16 protein-coding genes and 2 pseudogenes are annotated in these 15,613 nt (G+C 66.5%); 7 read left to right on the top strand and 11 right to left on the bottom strand.

Annotated elements, in window-relative coordinates; all coding sequences use genetic code 11:
* Both BCD48_RS52760 and BCD48_RS56170 read right to left on the bottom strand, forming a co-directional pair.
* Window positions 1-660, bottom strand: coding sequence for an acyl-CoA dehydrogenase family protein (locus BCD48_RS52760; RefSeq protein ID WP_198543607.1), 660 nt, complete (start codon window positions 658-660; stop codon window positions 1-3).
* Window positions 650-826 (bottom strand): flavin reductase family protein, encoded by a 177-nt coding sequence (locus BCD48_RS56170; RefSeq protein WP_491677204.1) that lies wholly within the window; start codon window positions 824-826, stop codon window positions 650-652. The genes BCD48_RS52760 and BCD48_RS56170 overlap by 11 nt, the downstream gene beginning before the upstream one ends.
* A gap of 308 nt (window positions 827-1,134) precedes the next feature.
* Between BCD48_RS56170 and BCD48_RS48075 the strand changes: the two are divergent.
* Window positions 1,135-2,141 (top strand): annotated as a pseudogene (locus BCD48_RS48075) (IS5 family transposase).
* A 19-nt stretch (window positions 2,142-2,160) separates the two neighbouring features.
* Here the strand turns inward: BCD48_RS48075 and BCD48_RS56165 are convergent.
* A pseudogene (locus tag BCD48_RS56165) lies at window positions 2,161-2,343 on the bottom strand (hypothetical protein); the annotation flags it as partial.
* A 58-nt stretch (window positions 2,344-2,401) separates the two neighbouring features.
* Window positions 2,402-2,890 carry an IclR family transcriptional regulator gene (locus BCD48_RS50245; protein WP_157910630.1) on the bottom strand — a complete coding sequence of 163 codons (489 nt, stop codon included), beginning with the start codon at window positions 2,888-2,890 and terminating at the stop codon, window positions 2,402-2,404.
* A 222-nt stretch (window positions 2,891-3,112) separates the two neighbouring features.
* Here BCD48_RS50245 and BCD48_RS41530 point away from each other — a divergent pair, with 222 nt between their 5' ends.
* Window positions 3,113-3,694 carry a GPR1/FUN34/YaaH family transporter gene (locus tag BCD48_RS41530; protein ID WP_071053892.1) on the top strand — a complete coding sequence of 194 codons (582 nt, stop codon included), beginning with the start codon at window positions 3,113-3,115 and terminating at the stop codon, window positions 3,692-3,694.
* 65 nt (window positions 3,695-3,759) lie between these two features.
* Here BCD48_RS41530 and BCD48_RS41525 read toward each other — a convergent pair whose 3' ends face one another.
* A complete protein-coding gene (locus BCD48_RS41525) occupies window positions 3,760-4,539 on the bottom strand; it encodes an IclR family transcriptional regulator (protein ID WP_198543605.1) in 780 nt (259 codons plus the stop codon).
* Window positions 4,540-4,608: 69 nt separating this feature from the next.
* Here BCD48_RS41525 and BCD48_RS41520 point away from each other — a divergent pair, with 69 nt between their 5' ends.
* The 4 genes from BCD48_RS41520 to BCD48_RS41505 all read left to right on the top strand — a co-directional run bounded on the left by BCD48_RS41520 (window position 4,609) and on the right by BCD48_RS41505 (window position 8,129).
* On the top strand, window positions 4,609-5,760 hold the full coding sequence (locus BCD48_RS41520; RefSeq protein ID WP_071053919.1) for a cupin domain-containing protein: 1,152 nt from the start codon (window positions 4,609-4,611) through the stop codon (window positions 5,758-5,760).
* Window positions 5,757-6,605 (top strand): fumarylacetoacetate hydrolase family protein, encoded by an 849-nt coding sequence (locus tag BCD48_RS41515; protein ID WP_071053891.1) that lies wholly within the window; start codon window positions 5,757-5,759, stop codon window positions 6,603-6,605. Before BCD48_RS41520 ends, BCD48_RS41515 begins: the two co-directional genes overlap by 4 nt.
* Complete coding sequence (locus tag BCD48_RS41510; protein ID WP_071053890.1) at window positions 6,605-7,312, top strand: maleylpyruvate isomerase family mycothiol-dependent enzyme; 708 nt, start codon at window positions 6,605-6,607, stop codon at window positions 7,310-7,312. The genes BCD48_RS41515 and BCD48_RS41510 overlap by 1 nt, the downstream gene beginning before the upstream one ends.
* A 166-nt stretch (window positions 7,313-7,478) precedes the next feature.
* The gene (locus BCD48_RS41505) at window positions 7,479-8,129 is read left to right on the top strand and encodes a hypothetical protein (protein ID WP_071053889.1); all 651 of its coding nucleotides are present in this window, start codon (window positions 7,479-7,481) and stop codon (window positions 8,127-8,129) included.
* A gap of 603 nt (window positions 8,130-8,732) precedes the next feature.
* On the opposite strand, the gene BCD48_RS41500 is transcribed toward BCD48_RS41505, so the two are convergent.
* Window positions 8,733-9,413, bottom strand: a complete 681-nt coding sequence (locus BCD48_RS41500) for an enoyl-CoA hydratase-related protein (protein WP_071053918.1) — start codon at window positions 9,411-9,413, stop codon at window positions 8,733-8,735.
* A gap of 490 nt (window positions 9,414-9,903) precedes the next feature.
* Here BCD48_RS41500 and BCD48_RS41495 point away from each other — a divergent pair, with 490 nt between their 5' ends.
* Window positions 9,904-10,527, top strand: coding sequence for a TetR/AcrR family transcriptional regulator (locus tag BCD48_RS41495; RefSeq protein WP_083419999.1), 624 nt, complete (start codon window positions 9,904-9,906; stop codon window positions 10,525-10,527).
* 295 nt (window positions 10,528-10,822) lie between these two features.
* Here the strand turns inward: BCD48_RS41495 and BCD48_RS41490 are convergent, their stop codons facing one another.
* The 5 genes from BCD48_RS41490 to BCD48_RS41470 form a co-directional block, all read right to left on the bottom strand.
* Window positions 10,823-11,590: an enoyl-CoA hydratase/isomerase family protein gene (locus BCD48_RS41490; protein WP_071053887.1), complete on the bottom strand. Its 768-nt coding sequence runs from the start codon at window positions 11,588-11,590 to the stop codon at window positions 10,823-10,825.
* Window positions 11,590-12,861 (bottom strand): acetyl-CoA hydrolase/transferase family protein, encoded by a 1,272-nt coding sequence (locus BCD48_RS41485; protein WP_071053886.1) that lies wholly within the window; start codon window positions 12,859-12,861, stop codon window positions 11,590-11,592. The genes BCD48_RS41490 and BCD48_RS41485 overlap by 1 nt, the downstream gene beginning before the upstream one ends.
* Window positions 12,858-13,751: an HpcH/HpaI aldolase/citrate lyase family protein gene (locus BCD48_RS41480; RefSeq protein WP_071053885.1), complete on the bottom strand. Its 894-nt coding sequence runs from the start codon at window positions 13,749-13,751 to the stop codon at window positions 12,858-12,860. Before BCD48_RS41480 ends, BCD48_RS41485 begins: the two co-directional genes overlap by 4 nt.
* 484 nt (window positions 13,752-14,235) lie before the next feature.
* A complete protein-coding gene (locus BCD48_RS41475; RefSeq protein WP_071053884.1) occupies window positions 14,236-15,258 on the bottom strand; it encodes a dihydrodipicolinate synthase family protein in 1,023 nt (340 codons plus the stop codon).
* Between the two features lie 10 nt (window positions 15,259-15,268).
* Window positions 15,269-15,454: a hypothetical protein gene (locus BCD48_RS41470; protein ID WP_071053883.1), complete on the bottom strand. Its 186-nt coding sequence runs from the start codon at window positions 15,452-15,454 to the stop codon at window positions 15,269-15,271.
* Window positions 15,455-15,613 lie beyond the last annotated feature (159 nt).

The following is a 15,613-nucleotide window of genomic DNA, read 5'->3' as shown; positions in this document are numbered from 1 at the left end:
TCATACCCCGGCTCGACGCACAACCGGTTCACCAGCACGATCGGGCCGTCGTCCTGCGACGCGAGCTGCTGGAAGAATGTAGTGTTCTGGTCCATCTCGACGAGCTTCGCCATGATCGGGACTTCCCATTCTTCTTGACCGTACAAGCATTTTCGACGAGGACGGCCGAGACCGACCGACCGCCCTAGCCGCACCGCCGTCGTCCTTTTCGATGACAAGATTCAGCGCCGCCCGGCCAAGGCCGAGCTGCGGACCAACCAGCACCGTGGTCAGCAGTGACACGAAAGCCGACCGGTACAGCGTTTCGTCGGTGAACGGCGTCGGGTAACGGCCCTCGATGGCGGCCGGCACCGACATCACGCGATGCGACGGCACGAAGATATCGGTGGCCACCAGGCAGTTGCTCGCGGTCCCTTTCATACCGGCGACAAACCGGACGTCCTCGATGGTCAGGTCGGCCGCCGGGGCCAGAATCAGCCCCTGGTCGGCGACCTCGCCCCCATCATCGGTCAGCGGCACGCCGAGCACGGCCCAGGTCGACCACCAGGAGCCGGAGTTGAAGTACCACCGACCCGAAACCTGCCAGCCGCCGTCCACCTTCCGAGTGGTGGCTGACGGTGTCAGCATCCCGGTGACGTGCGGCTCCGGGTCAGTGAACACTTCGTCCTGCGCCTGTGCGGGGAACAGCGAGGCGAGAGCCGCGGTTCAGCGCCACGGTGATCATCGGCGATCGGAGCGACAACGAGGCGAAGGCGCTGACCGTCGTCCCGAACGGCCCGCCTTCGGCGGCCGTGACGACCGTGACCGGAGCGCAGACGCCGGCCATCAGATCCCAGAAGGCCTGCTCGGCGAGCATTCTTTGCCCCAATCATCGAGAGCGCTCTGCGTGCTGCCGACAGAGGAGAGGCCGCTGCCGGGTGTCGTCGCTATGTAGCGACATGCGGAACATTGCTCCTCATTGTGAGACCAAAACCCCGGCGCTGGCAAGAGGCCTCTCCGGCGGGCGTGGACGCCTGGCTGAGGGTGGACCTGGCCGCGGCGGGGTGGACAGGCGACTCTAGGGCGCGTATCGCGTTGTGATCTCTCGCCGTGATCTGTGTCCGCGGCTGTGCATGATCCGGTAGATCGTGGTGCATGACGCGGGTGCAGTTGACGGACCAGGAGTGGGCGTTCATCGAGCCCTACCTGCCGATCGGGGAGTTCGGCCCGTATCCGGCGCGGTTGCGGGAGCAGTTCGCCGGGGTGCTGTGGCGGTTTCGCACGGGCAGTCAGTGGCGGGAGATGCCGGCCGAGTTCGGGGCCTGGTCGACGGTGCACAACCGGTTTCGGCAGTGGCGGGACGCCGGGGTCTTCACGGTGCTGCTGGAGGGAATGATCGCCGAGGCTGGGCGTCGGGGTGCCGTGGACCTGTCTCTGGTCAGCGTGGACTCGACCACAACCCGGGCCCATCACGACGCCGCCGGGATGCATCTGGCCGAGGACGTGATCACCGCGCTGGAAAAAGCCGCGGAGGAGGAAGAGGGGATCCGGCAAAAAGGGGCGACACGCAGGGACAAGACGGGCAGGACACCCAGGACGACCCGGAGCGTGAGCAGCGGAGACGGGTGCGACGACGGCGTCGGGGCCGGCTGAGCGCCGCGCTGCTGGGGCGGTCGCGGGGTGGGCAGACCAGCAAGGTCCACCTCGCCGCCGACCGGCGGTGTCGGCCGTTGGCGTTCGTGCTGACCGCGGGACAGGCCGCCGACTGCCCGCAGTTCATCCCCGTGCTGGCGAAGGTCCGCGTCCCCGTCCCCGGGCCGGTCGGGCGCCTCCGGACCCGGCCCGGCGCGGTCGCCGGGGACCAGGCGTACTCGTCCCGCGGCAACCGCGCCCACCTGCGCAGCCGCGGGATCACCGCCGTCATCCCGGAAAAGACCGACCAGGCCGCGAACCGCAAGAAGAAAGGACGCGCGGGCGGCCAGCCCGTCCAGCATGACACCGAACTCTACAAGGAACGGAACACCGTCGAACGGCTGATCAACAAGCTGAAGGCATGGCGAGGTAACGCCACCCGCTACGACAAGACCCCAGGCAGCTACCTCGGCGGCCTCCACCTCCGCGCCACCATGATCTGGATCAAGGAGCTTGCACCATCACCTTGATCGCAACCAGATACGCGCCCTAGCCGAGGCGGTCGCCGAGCCCGCGCGCGACCCGCGTTGTCACCGCGGCCGTAGCGGCAATCCACTCATCATCGGCGCGCGACATCGGCGCTGTGGTGACCAGAGCACATCGAACATGGCCCCGCTTGTCACGCACCGCCGCCGCGACCGCGGCCACATCGTCCTCGCTCTCCCCGCGGTTGACCGCGTACCCCGCCGGCGAACCTTAGCCAGCTCCTCGATCAACGCCTCCCGCGTCGTCAACGCCCGGTGCGTAGACACCTCCAACACCCCGACGGATACAACTTGACGATCTCCTCGCCACTCCGTTCCGCTAGCAATTCCTTACCCACCGTCGTCGAATGTGCCGGCAGGATCCACCCCACCCGGCCGCCAGTACGCACCACCCGATCGCTCTCCAGACTGTCCAGAAACACGACGCTGGTAGCCCCCCGCATGATCCCCAAATGCACTGTCTCCTGCGTCAGATCACGTAGGGTCACCAACGCCATGTGCGACACTGCCCTGATGTCGATCTTGGACACCCCCGCCAGACCGATGTCGACCAACGCCGGCCCAGGCTTGTACGCCGGCGAGTACTCGTCCTGCTCCACGAACTGGTGGTGACTCAGCGTCGCCAACATGCGATGCACCGTCGACCGAGACAACCCCATCTCCCGGGCCACCTGGTTCACGCGGGCCATCTCATGATCCTCAAACAGCCGCAGCGGTCGCAGCACGTTGTCCACCGCCCCGATCAACCCACCGGGGCGCCCAGACGGAACCTCGACATCGTCTAAGACCGGCTCCACCCCAGTAGACCACGCCGGCCCGGCCTTGCGGATCACGATCCGGTGTAGCACACTCCGGGACACCGTTCCGCGTCGTGCACCATGCCGGAGCCTTCCCAGCAAAGGGGTTTTGCCATGCCACAGTCCCACGTGACGCCCGACTCGGCTGCCGGAGCGCGAGTGTCGGACCCAGCGCCCATCGGGCTCTCACTATTCGGTTTCGGGTTACTGCTCTACGCGGTGAACTTCATCTGGGTCGAGAAGTCGGTAGTGGGCTTGGACTACGCACTGCTGATTGGCGGGCTGGCCTTGGTCCTCGCCGGGATCATATCTGTCGTCGGTGGCCTCGCCTACTCCGGCTACGTTATGACCACCTTCGGTTTCTGGGCCATCGGGCTGTATTTTCTGCTGACCTCCGGGATCCAGAACCGGGCCTTCGCTCCTGAGGCTGTCGGCTGGTACTGCCTCGGCATGCTTGTCCCCGTGGCCTACCTCGCGATACCCGCGATCAAGTACCGGATGTACCCATTCGTGGCGCTCTTCGCCTCGCTGTTCGGAGTGCTGGCGTGTATGGGCATGGGCCAGATCAACACGGATCAGGACCTTGTGAAGACGTCCGGGTGGTTCGCCCTGTTCGCGTCCGCTCTGGTCTGGTCCGTCGCTGCTTACAGCGTGCTGGTCAACACCGGCGTCCTCACCCAGGCCGCTCCCTCGCCCCGTGTCCCAGCCGCTTCACTGCCGGTCGAGAAGGCCACCGCCTGACGTGACCGAAAGCAAAGGGTTCGCCCATGCCTGACGAGTATGAGGTCGCGCTTGCACCTCCCGGATCACCTCGCCACCAAATCGGCCTCCAGCCGGCAGGCCTCGGCATGCAGGGCCGTGACCAGCTGCCGAAGGTGATGTGGGTTGTAACGCACTATCGGCAACGACACCGACAGGCCGGCCTGCGCCATGCCGTCAGGACCGCGCACGGCCACCCCGACGGCGACCAGGCCGCGCTCCGAGCGTTCTCGGTTCAGGGCGAACCCTTTGCTTCGGACGCGCGCGAGCTCCACGCGCAGCGACGCGAGGTCCGGGCGCTCCGCCGGGCGTTCCTGGTAGCGCTCCGCCGCATAGATGCCATCCAGTTCGGACTCCGGGAGTTCAGCCAGGAGCAGGAGCCCAGCGGTTGTGCGATGGGCGGGAAACACCATCCCCTCCCGGGAGCCGACCCGAAGCGCCTGCCGGCCCTCGGCGCAGGCGATGAACCGCACGGTGTCGCCGGTGCGGATGGCTACACTCGCGGTCTCGTCGAACAGGCCGACCAGCCTGCGCAGATGGGGAAGCGCGGCTGCTCGCAACGAGGACACTGTCGACTGGGAGTGCGCGGCGAGTTCCAGCACCGGGCCGGCCCGGTAGACCCGATCGTCGTCCCGCACCGCGAAGTCGCGGTAGACCAGCATAGCCAGCAGTCGGTGCGCGGTCGACCTGGCGACCCCGAGGCGGTCAGCGACCTCCGAGACCGTCAGGCCCCCCTCCAACTGCAACATGGCCGCGGTTCGCAGTGCGTGGTCGACGCTGGCGATGGCGTAGGGCGGCGGCGTCTTGGGCGGATTGTCCAACTTCAAGCTCCGATTCTGCTATCCAGAATCTTGCGGTCTTCAGTGCAGACCTGGACAACCCTATGGTGCATGACCATGTCCTCCCTGGATGCCAGCTCCCTCGTCCGGCTACACGCCACCGCGGCAGCGGATCAGCCAGCTGTCACCCCAGCTCTCGAGGAGCTGTACCGGGGCTTTGAGCAGGAGCGGCTGGTGCCGCTGTGGACTGAGATCGGCGACATCATGCCCCCGCATCCGCGTCCTAAGGCGGTTCCCCACCGGTGGCAGTGGGAGCCTCTGCGGAAGCTGGCGGCCCGGGCCGGCGAGCTCGTCCCGGTGGGCCGCGGCGGGGAGCGCCGCGCGATCGCGCTCGCCAACCCCGGGCTCGGCGGACGGCCGTTCGCCACGCAATCGCTGTGGGCCGCGATCCAGTACCTGATGCCCGGCGAAGATGCCCCGGAACACCGACACACTCAGCACGCCTTCCGGTTCGTCGTCGAGGGCGGGGGCGTGTGGACCGTCGTGGGCGGCGACCCGGTGGCAATGCGACGGGGTGACTTCCTCCCGCAGGCGGGATGGAACTGGCACGGCCACTACAACGCGGCGACGGAGCCGACAGCCTGGCTCGACGGCCTCGACGTCCCGTTCCAATACATCACCGAAGCCCAGTTCTTCGAGCCGGGTCGGGACCACCTCGACGACGCCGAGCGGATCACGCCCGACCGGTCGCGCGCGGAGCGCCTCTGGGGGCACCCGGGATTGCTGCCGGTGGCAACCGGTACCCTGGCGCCTGGCTCGCCGCTGCTGGCCTACCGGTGGGAGTACACCGACCGGGCACTGGCCGATCAGCTTTCACTCGAGGCCGAAGGGTTCGCCGGTACCGTCGAGCCCGGTCACGCCGCGGTGCGGTTCGCCAACCCCGCCACGGGCGGCGATGTGCTACCCACCATCCGGGCGGAGATGCACCGCATCACAGCCGGGACGCAGACAGCGCCTGTGCGGGAGACAGGGTCATCTGTCTACCTGGTCTTCGACGGCTCGGGCAGCGTCACCGTCGGGGACACGACCTGGTCGGTGACCCGGGGCGACCTTTTCGTCGTCCCGTCCTGGCAGCCGTTCTCGGCCCGTTCCGAGGCCGGCGGCGACGACTCCGACTCCGGCGCCCTCGATCTGTTCCGCTTCAGCGACTCCCCTGTCTTCGAGGCTCTCCAGCTCAACCGCTCGCACGTGCAAAGGAGCACCCCGTGAGACTTGCGACCATCCGGCTCGACGGCACGACGAGGGCGGTCAAAGCCGACGGTGACACGCTGGTCGACCTCGGATACTCCGATGTCGGCGAGCTGCTGGGCCACGCTGACTGGGCCGAGCGGGCACGCGGCGTCGGCGCTTCGGGCGCGGCGACCTACGCCTCGGCCGGCGCTGACTTCGCGCCCCTGATCCCGCGACCGTCCAAAACGATGTGCGTCGGGCTCAACTACCGCTCCCACATCCTGGAAATGGGCCGGGATCTGCCGGAGTACCCGACGCTGTTTGCCAAGTTCGCCGACGCGCTCATCGGTGCCGGCGACGACATCGTCCGGCCGCAGGAAAGCGACCAGCTCGACTGGGAGGGCGAACTCGGCCTCGTGGTCGGCTCACCGGCACGTCGCGTGCGGGGGGCGGCGGCCGAGCGAGCGATCGCCGGATTCACGGTCGTGAACGACATCACCTGCCGGGACTGGCAGTTCCGGACTCGGGAGTGGCTGCAGGGCAAGACCTGGGACTCCAGCACACCGGTCGGCCCGTACCTCGTGACCCCGGACGAGGTTCCCGGCGGCGTCCGGCCCGACCTCTGCCTGCGGTTGCTGGTGGACGGGGAGGTGATGCAGTCCGCTTCGACCGCCGATCTGCTCTTCGACCCGGTCGCGCTGGTGGAGTACGCCTCGACGGTCGTGCGCCTGCGTCCCGGCGACATCATCGCCACCGGCACCCCCGGTGGCGTCGGCAACGCACGCGACCCGAAGCGCTTTCTGGTCGGCGGCGAGACAGTGGTCACGGAGATCGAGGGGCTGGGCCGCCTCGAGAACGTGGTCGTCAAGGAGCCCTCGAACTGATGCGCCGGTCCTTCGCCGATGCGCGACGGTGGATGCGGCAGGGCACGTTGCTACTCGCCAAGGAGGCGGACCTCGACGGCGATGCCGCCGCCGCCCCGAGCGCGCTACCCGGGTGGAGCCGCCGGCACCTGCTTGCCCACGTCGCGGCGAACGCCGATGCGCTGGGCAACCTCGTCCACTGGGCCGCTACTGGGGAACCCACCCCGATGTACGCCTCGCCAACCGAACGGGCCGCCGGGATCGAGCGCGGGAGCCGCCTGTCCGTCCGCGACCTGACGGCCTGGCTGGACCGCTCGGCCAGCGCACTCGAAGAGGCAATGACCCGGCTGGGCGACCAGCAATGGCAGACACCCGTGGTAACCGCCCAGGGACGAACGGTGCCTGCCTCCGAGGTGCCCTGGCTGCGAGCGCGGGAGGTCTGCGTCCATGCCGTCGACCTCGCGACGGGGCTGTCCTTCACTGACCTGCCCGCCGGCTTCCTCGCCGCGCTCTGCGACGACGTGGTGGGCAAGCGCGGCACCGGTCCAGGCCCGTCCCTGGTCCTGGCGGCCAGCGACACTGGCGACCGATGGGAGTTGCCTGGTGACGGTGACGCCGTCACGCTGATCGGCGCGCTGAGTGAGGTCGCCGCGTACTTGACCGGACGGACCAACTACCTCGCCAGGTTACAGGGCAAACAAGCCCCAGTCCTGCCGCCCTGGCTTTGAGCCGGCACACCAGCCACCGGATGCGAACCAAAGAAGGAGGTGGTTGGCACAGTGACCCGGTCAGCCCGCCACGAACACGGGCTGCTCGGCGAGGCTAGGAAGCATCGACGGGCACGTTTCTCACGGCCCATCTGCACAACACTGCACAGAGAGTTTGGAGCGACCGATGGCGACGTTAACCTGTGTACGCGAGATCACCATTGAGAAGCCGGCGGAGGAAATCTGGGACTGGGTCTCCAACCTGGACAACATCATGACCCTGAACCAGTTCCACGTGGCAATCGACTACGACGCCGGAGGAGAGTCGCCGAAGCGTGGCCTCGCCGTACCCCTGCACCACGACTTCTTCGGGTACAAGCACGTTCGGATGGCGACTATCCAGGCCTACGGTGACCACAAGATCGGGTGGGGTGAACGTCACGTCGCTGAGGTGGAAGGCGAGGGCGACCCCTTCCCGCACAGCGAAGCCTGGTGGATCGAGTCGCTCGGTCCGGATCGCTCCCTCGTCCGCACCTCCCTCCGCGGGTCGATGCAGTGGGGTCCGCTCACCTCCGTGTTGGCCGACTATCTCTGGTCGATCTTGATACCGCCCATCCTCGACACAGATCTCAAAACACTCGCGTGGCGGCTCGGTGGGGGGGGAGAAGAGCCCACTCTGGAGTTGTCGCCCCACACGCTCTTCGTCAACCGCCTGTTGGCGGCGCGGGAAATTGACGGCCAACCCGTGGAGAAGCTCATGGCCGATTTCCTGCCCGAAGGGATGATTAAGCCGGGCATACCGCTCGACGCGGACAAGGCGTTCCTGCCGGTCAACTAACCGTCCGTGATGCTGTTCCGCCAGGTTTTCGAGGGTGGCGAGCCGACCCGGTAGAACGTACGCGACAGTGAAGGCCTCCGGTTGTGGAGTGGAGCTGTTGAGCAGCTGCTCTCCAAACCGGAGGCCATCATTTCTGCGAGCCGATTCCGTCAATTATCTGTTCCGGGCCGGGTGCCGCCGGGTGACTCCCGGCCCCAAGACGCCCGGTTCCTTCCCGCCCCGGTCCGCTCGGACCTGTCTCATCTCGGGCGGTGCCGTCCGAGTGCCCGGGCCTGGCCGCGGTCTGGACAAGGGCGGGCGAGGGCGGTTCCTGCCCCCCGGACACGGCCGTGTGGGTCATCCAGGCGCCGGTACGGCATGGTCCCCGCCCTGACTTCCGCCAATCGGTGCGCAGGTCCCTCGTCGGTCTCGAAGTAGAGGGTCGTCACGTCGTGGAGCAGGAACGTCGCCGGTCCCAGCCCCGCGTGCCTCGCCCGGGCGCGCCACGGACCACCGGCAGGGTCCCGAGCACATCGGGTTCGGCCTCGTCGTCGTTGTCGGTCTCGCCGGCCGGCTCTCCCGATCGACCCGGGCCGTAGCCCGAAAAGCCACGGCTCGGAACCGTCAGAACAGCCGAGCAGGGTCGGTCGGCGCGCGCAGCGCGGCGAGCGCCTCCTGGTACATCCGCTCTTTGATCGACCCACGGTTCGAGCGAGACTTCCCTGCCAGCGGGCGGGCGAGGTCCACGGCGGCCGCGAGCACGTCGTCCACACCCGCGACCCCGTCGACGATGCCGGCCGCGAGCGCGTCCTGTCCGCCGTAGCGCCGACCGGTGGTCATCGCCACGTGTGCGACCTGGGGGGTCAGCCGGGCCCGGACGAACGCCGCCATGCCTGGCGAGAACGTCATGTCGATGTCAACCTCCGGCAGGCAGAAGAAGCCCCGGTCCACGCGCATCACCCGCAGGTCGTGGGCCAGCGCCCACATCCCGCCGGCTGCAAAAGCGTGGCCGTTAATCGAGGCGACGCTCACCACCGGCGACGCCAGGGTACGGGCCAGCAGGGCCTCGACCCGGTCGAGATAGGCCGCGAACTGGTCACCGTGCGCGCGCAGCCAGTCCACATCGAGCCCGTTCGACCAGAACCTGCCGCTGCCCGCCGTCACCAGCGCCGCAGGGGCGCCGGCCGCTTCCACCTCGTCGAGCGCCTCCTCGACCGCGGCCAACCAGTCGGGATGGAACCGGTTCTCGTCGTCGGGATCGAGGCGCAGGATAAAGATCTCGCCGTCGCGCTCCAGCTTGGGCACAAGTCGCTCCTGATCTGAACCGGGCCTCGCCGATGGATCGTGCGAGGCCGAGGGTCGCCCCAACCAGCCGAAGCCGGCGTCGCCGAACGGGTCGGCGCGAGGCCGACGGCAGTCGCGTTGGCCGGGGCGCCAGAACCGTTCCTCCGGTGTGAGCTCGATCGTCATCGGCGCTCACAGCTTAAGGCGTGTCTCGTGTGGTGGCGGCAGGCCACGAGGGTGGACACCGGCTCGATTCCGTCTCGCCTCGCCGCGCGGAGCCGCGCCCGCTTCACGGCGGTCCCGGCCAGCGTTCGCTCCGGAGCCTAGAATGATACTGAGCGGTTTCTTACGACGAGGGGACATTCTTCGTGTTTACCCGGCATCCGCGGCTCGTACGCGTGGACTCGCCGTTGGCTGCCCCGATGGAGACGCTGCCACGGACCAGCATCGAAGTGCGCGTCCAGGAACCTGCTGTCGCCGGTGGCCGCGCGACGACGGAAGGTGGAGCCTGATGTCGCCACGCCCAGGGGTGCCGCGGGACGTCATCCTTCGGGCCACGATCGACCTCATCGCCGAGAACGGCGTCGCCAGTCTGTCCGTCGATGCGGTGGCTGCGAGCGCGGGAGTCAGCAAGCTAACGATCTACCGTCATTGGGGCTCGCGCGCCGGGCTAATCCACGCCGCTTTCTCGTGTGTGCAGCGTCCGTCGGTGGAGCCCGACACCGGATCCCTGCGCGACGACCTGATCCAGCTGCTCTGGCAGCTGGTCAGCTACCTCAACAGACAGGACATCAGCCGCGCCTTTCCATCCTTCGTGGAGGCCGCGAATCGCGACCCGGAGCTGGACGCGCTGCGCCGGAAGACTGAGCGAGAGGCCCGGTCGACCTTCGAGCGAGTCATCCTCCGTGGCATCGAGCGTGGCGAGCTAGTCGACGATCTTGACGTCCGACTCTTTGTCGACTTCGTGATGGCGCCGTTCATCTACCAGCGCGTCATCGAGCAGTCCAAGGTCCGATCGGAGGACATCGCGACGCTAGTCGACGTCGCGCTCTCCGGTTTCAACCGTCCACCGACCAAAGAAAGATGGAACGGAAAATACGATCCTGCCGCCAGGAACTCCTCAACCGAACCCTGATCTACAACCAGCGCCACCTCCTGTACGCCCCCGCCACTACGAGGCGTTCTACAACATACACCGACCACACCAGGGCATCGCCAACTCCGGCCCCCTCCACCCGCTACCCGAAACGATCACCGCCCCGGACCGGCTCACCCACCTCAACATCCACCGACACGACCGCTTCACCGGCATCCTGCACGAGTACGAACACGCCGCCTGACCTGCCCAGACATGCTTTTCGGCAGGTACGACCGCAGGACTTGCAGCGTGTTCAGGCCCGTCGCACGAGAAGCGAACATATTCATGAAAACTAGTGTCCCCTCCACTGAGGCGGACGTTTTTCGGCGAACGCCCTGGGTCCTTCCTGGGCATCTTCGCTGTTGTAACAGCACTCAGACGCGTGCCGGGCGGCCTTGAGGGCCGCCGAACGACCCATCTCAGTAGAGAGCATTACCGTTTCTCGCGCCGCCTTCACCGAGAGGGGGGCACCGCCAAGGATTTCGCCGGCCAGTTCCAGCGCGACGTCCATCAGCGCTCCGGGATCGGCAAGGCGATTGACCAGGCCGATCTCATATGCCCGCTGAGCGCTCATCGGTCGGCCGGTCAGCAGGATCTCCATCATGATCCGCTGCGGGATCATATGGATCAGTGGTGAGGCCCACGGAGAGCTTCGGCCGACCTTGACCTCGGTGACCGCGAACTTCGCGCTGGTACTGGCGACACACAGGTCACAGGCCTGGGCGATCATCCAGCCGCCGCCGAACGCGACTCCGTTGACGGCCGCGATGGTCGGTTTCGACAGCTCGACGGTGTCGTACGGGAGGGGAAACATATCGCGAGGCGGCACCCGCATACCGGTCTCGACCATCTCCTTGAGATCACCGCCGGCGCAGAATGCCTTCTCGCCGGCGCCCGTCAGAATGGCGACGCGCAATACAGGGTCGCGCTCAAAAAGATCCCAGGCGGCGTACAGGCCGTCGCGAACGTCTCGCGTCAGGCAGTTACGGCTCTCGGGTCGATTCAACGTGATGACGGCGATGCCGTCATCACGGCCATCGAATAATACCGCGTCGCTCACTAGAACCCCCTCCGTTGAATGGTGTGAGCCCCCCGCGCCAGCTCTTCCTGGAAATCAGGATGAGCGATGGCGATCAGACGCCGGGCACGCTCGGCAAGGGTCCGGCCTTTGAGCTCGGCCGCGCCGAATTCGGTGACGATCACATCCACATCACTGCGCGCGGTGGTGACCGGTCCGGACAGGTTGACCGTGATCCTGCTGATCGTGCCACCCTTGGCGGTGGCGGGCAGGGCGATGATGGCGTGACCGCCCGGCGAGCGCGCGCCGGCACGCACGAAGTCCACCTGGCCACCGGTACCCCCGAGGTACGCCGAGCCGCTCTGTTCGGCGTTCACCTGGCCGGTCAGGTCGACCTCCATCGCCGAGTTGATGGTCACCAGCCTGTCCAGCTGCGCGAGCACGGCCGCGTTATGGGTGTAGGACGTGGGGCACATGCGAATCCGCGGGTTACGGTGAGCAAATTCATAGAGACGCTTCGTACCGACCAGGGCGCCGTTGATCGAGACCCCGACGTCGATACGTTTGCGTGCATTGGTGACGACACCTGCCTCGACCAGTTCAACCAGACCATCACCCAACATGCCAGAATGCACGCCAAGGTCTTTGCGGTCATGTAGCAGGCGGAGTATGGCATCCGGCACCGCGCCGACCCCGGTCTGGACGACCGAGCCGTCCTCGATATAGGTGGCGGCGTACTCCGCTATAGAAATATCGGTTGGGCCGATTCTCGCCGGCGGTACCTCCACGGGCCGCCGCGAGACCTGCACGGCGTAGTCGATCTTAGCCGCTGGTAGCAGTCCGCCGTGAGTGAAAGGTACCTGATCGTTTACCTCCGCTACGACGACACGCGCCTTCGCGACGGCGGCCTGTACGTAATCGCTGATGAGACCAAAGCTATGGTCTCCGTTCGCGTCGGCTGTGCTGACCTGGACGAAAGCGACATCGCACCCGATGATCCCGGCCTCGATCAACGGGCCGACCTGGCTGACGTGACAGGGGATCACGCTGAGTCTGTGCGCCTTGGTCAGTGAGCGTAACGCGCCGATGGCCCCCATGCTCGACAGGGAGAAGCCGTCCGTCGCCTCCGGGGTGAAAAGACCAGAGAAGCTTGTCGCGATAAAGGCCGAGAGGCCACCGATGCCGCCACTTTGGTCGATCAACGCCTCGATCAGCGTGGTCGGCTCGCCGCAGGCCTGGCCGATGACGATGCGGTCACCGGGGCGCAGGAACTGGCTGAGGTCCACGTCCCTGACATCTGAGATGACCTTCATGCGCGTTTGCCCGATACCAACAGCGCCTGCGCACGGGCCAGGTGAGGACGGTCGAGCATGGCACCCTTGTGACCGATGGCACCGACGCCGGGATTGGCGGCGAACAGATCGACGACTTCCTGAGCCGCGGCCAGGTCCGCCTCCGTAGGCGTAAAGGCGAGGTTGATCACATCGACCTGGGCTGGGTGAATGGCCAGCATACCTCGATAGCCGTCACGGCGTACCCTCTCAGCCCGCCGGCGCAGGCCTTCCACATCGCGGAAGTCGCCATGGATAGTTTCGATAGGCGCTACCCTGGCGGCTGCCGCGCCCAATAGGCACAGACTTCTGGCCAGCTCATAGGTGAAACCATAGCTTCCATCAGGGTTGCGATTCTCACTGGCGCCGACGGCATCAGCAAGATCTTCCGCGCCCCAGGTCATGGCAACAAGCCTCGATGCACCCTGGTATGTGTCGGTCGTGAACATGCCTTCGGCCGTTTCGGTTACCAGCACGATGACCTTTGTCGAACCCTGCTCGATACCGGCGGAGACCTCCAACGCCGAGAGGTAATGGTCCAGGAGGTCCACGTCCGCGCGGCCGCGTGACTTGGGAAGCATAATTCCTCCGGGCCGCGCCGGGATCACCGCCGCCAGATCAGCCAACGCATGTGGGCCGTCCAGCGGATTGACTCTGACCCATAGTCGACTTCTGTCCTCCTTCGGCCTAGCCGCCAGAAAGGCTGAGATCATCGCTCGCGACCTGGGTTTTTCGTCCTCATGTACCGCGTCTTCAAGATCGAAGATAACAATGTCCGCCGCGCCGGCGGCGGCCTTTTCCATCTTCCTTTCGCTGTCGCCTGGGGCAAAAAGCCAGGACCGTGCACTGAAGAGTTGTCCAGCGCTGACCATTTCTCCTCTATTTCTTCTGTTCAGAGTCTTTCTGACGTCACTTGGACTTGGGCACACCGAGCACCGCTTCGGCCAGGGGGTTCAGGATCACAAGCGGGCGCACCGGCGGGCGAGTGGGACGAGGACCCCCGCAAGCAGCGTCCGACGTGGTACTCCTGCGCGAAACCTATACCGCCCAAATCGACTTTGCGGCACACATTTCAAATCCAGCCTCACCGGCCGGTTATTTTTCGACACTCGTCTCAACGCCACAGTTGAGGCCCTCGCCAGACATCGTCGCCGCTTTCATAGCCAGCGGGTTGGTGACTTCAAATTGGGGCGGACCGACGGCCAGTCGCTCGGCCAGCGCGATCGTCGGGTGTCGCGGGGCGTCGCCGAGGATCCGGCCAAGGCGGCCGGGTCTGTCGCCGACGCGCTTCTCCCCTCCCGGATTCACGTCGGCGACAAGACCTGGGGTCGGCCGGTCACCTGGCCGCGCCAGCAGCTATGCGCTGACGGGTGACCTGACGGGTCCGAACTTCTCGTACGCTGTACGGATCTGGGTCTTGGCGGCCTGGGGCAGGATTGCCTGCGGGGGTCGGGAGTGGGGGTAGTCTCCCATGGGCAGACCGATCATCGATGCCGCATAACGGAACGCCTCAGCCCAGTGCGTGAAGTATTCGGGCCGTCCGGGGTAGCACGTGTACCAGTTGCCGACCGCCGACTGGAGCTCCTCCAGCCCGCTTTCCTTGGCGTAGCTGATGGCCTCGGCGATCCGCCCGTCCCAGATACGGGTCCAGTACTCGGTCAGGCGCGGCCATTCCGGGGTTTCCACCAGGTAACCGGCGGTGCCGAGCTGGGCGGGAGTGACGATACCCGCCTGCAGCCAACCGGCCCGGTAGACGATCGTGTCGCACTCCCAGACGACCAGACTCGGAGCGAGCGCATGGATCGCCTTGCTTCGCCAGTACTGCAGCATCCCCTCCTTGATCGCACACACGGCAGGAACCTCGTCGTAGATTCGTGCTATCTCGACCGGGGAGAGCACGCAGCCGGACGACCCCGAGTTGAACATCCCGAGCGCGATGTCCGTGCGATCCGCGATGTACTTGAAGAACCGCAGGACGCCTTCGCCCGCGTGCACCTCCATCGGAGGTGTCTGCAGGTAGCAAATGTCAGCGCCGTGCTCCTGCGCATGCCGCGTGAGCTCCAGACTGTCCTTCGCCGAGGTCGCGGTCGTGCACGCCTGGATAACGGCGCCGGGTGCCACCGACCGCGCCTCATCGATCGCGATCTCAACGAGTTTCTTACGCTCGTCCAATGTTAACGACCACCACTCGGCAATGCCGCTGGTCAGCCAGAGCATCGCGTGGCCCAGGTCTCCGACGCAGTACCGCACCAGCGCCCGATACGCGTCATAATCGATGTCGTCCCCGTCGGGCCCGCTGAACGGCGTGTACAGCGAGTTCCCGATCCCGTGCAGCCCGCCCTGGGCGGCCCACTCTCGCGCATCACGTGCAGAAGGCAACGTCTCCTCCTTAGGTTGGGACCCGGTTGAATGCGGCGAAAACGGCATCGACGACGGGCTCGACATCCACGCGCTCCGGCGGGTGGTCGACGACGCGCCGACAGATGGGCAGCGACGTCACCAGGTCGACGAAGGGCCGGACCTCGAGGTCCTCGGGATGCGTGAGGCCGGATCCAGCTTCGAGCGGGTCGCCCATCGTGGTATCGAACGTGGCGAACGACAGGTAAGCGGGGCCATGTCGGAACGGTTGAGGTGGTTGACGTCGACGGTGGTACGGAAGATGGGGTCTTCCAAGGCGCGCTCGAAATGGTCCTCGGAAGGCGTCACGGACATCCCTCACGGTTGCGAAACCGGA

It is taken from the genome of Pseudofrankia coriaricola (genome assembly GCF_001854805.1).
GTDB lineage: Bacteria > Actinomycetota > Actinomycetes > Frankiales > Frankiaceae > Pseudofrankia.
The sequence above is the reverse complement of the archived record's forward strand: the minus strand, read 5'-3'. Positions and strand labels throughout refer to the sequence as shown.

What these genes read in the sequence shown, in the direction of transcription:
- BCD48_RS56170 (WP_491677204.1), bottom strand. Translation starts at nt 826, where the DNA reads ATGGCCGGCGTCTGCGCTCCGGTCACGGTCGTCACGGCCGCCGAAGGC.
- BCD48_RS41520 (WP_071053919.1), top strand. Translation starts at nt 4,609, where the DNA reads ATGTCCTCCCTGGATGCCAGCTCCCTCGTCCGGCTACACGCCACCGCG.
- BCD48_RS41510 (WP_071053890.1), top strand. Translation starts at nt 6,605, where the DNA reads ATGCGCCGGTCCTTCGCCGATGCGCGACGGTGGATGCGGCAGGGCACG.
- BCD48_RS41505 (WP_071053889.1), top strand. Translation starts at nt 7,479, where the DNA reads ATGGCGACGTTAACCTGTGTACGCGAGATCACCATTGAGAAGCCGGCG.
- BCD48_RS41495 (WP_083419999.1), top strand. Translation starts at nt 9,904, where the DNA reads ATGTCGCCACGCCCAGGGGTGCCGCGGGACGTCATCCTTCGGGCCACG.
- BCD48_RS41485 (WP_071053886.1), bottom strand. Translation starts at nt 12,861, where the DNA reads ATGAAGGTCATCTCAGATGTCAGGGACGTGGACCTCAGCCAGTTCCTG.
- BCD48_RS41480 (WP_071053885.1), bottom strand. Translation starts at nt 13,751, where the DNA reads ATGGTCAGCGCTGGACAACTCTTCAGTGCACGGTCCTGGCTTTTTGCC.
- BCD48_RS41470 (WP_071053883.1), bottom strand. Translation starts at nt 15,454, where the DNA reads ATGGGCGACCCGCTCGAAGCTGGATCCGGCCTCACGCATCCCGAGGAC.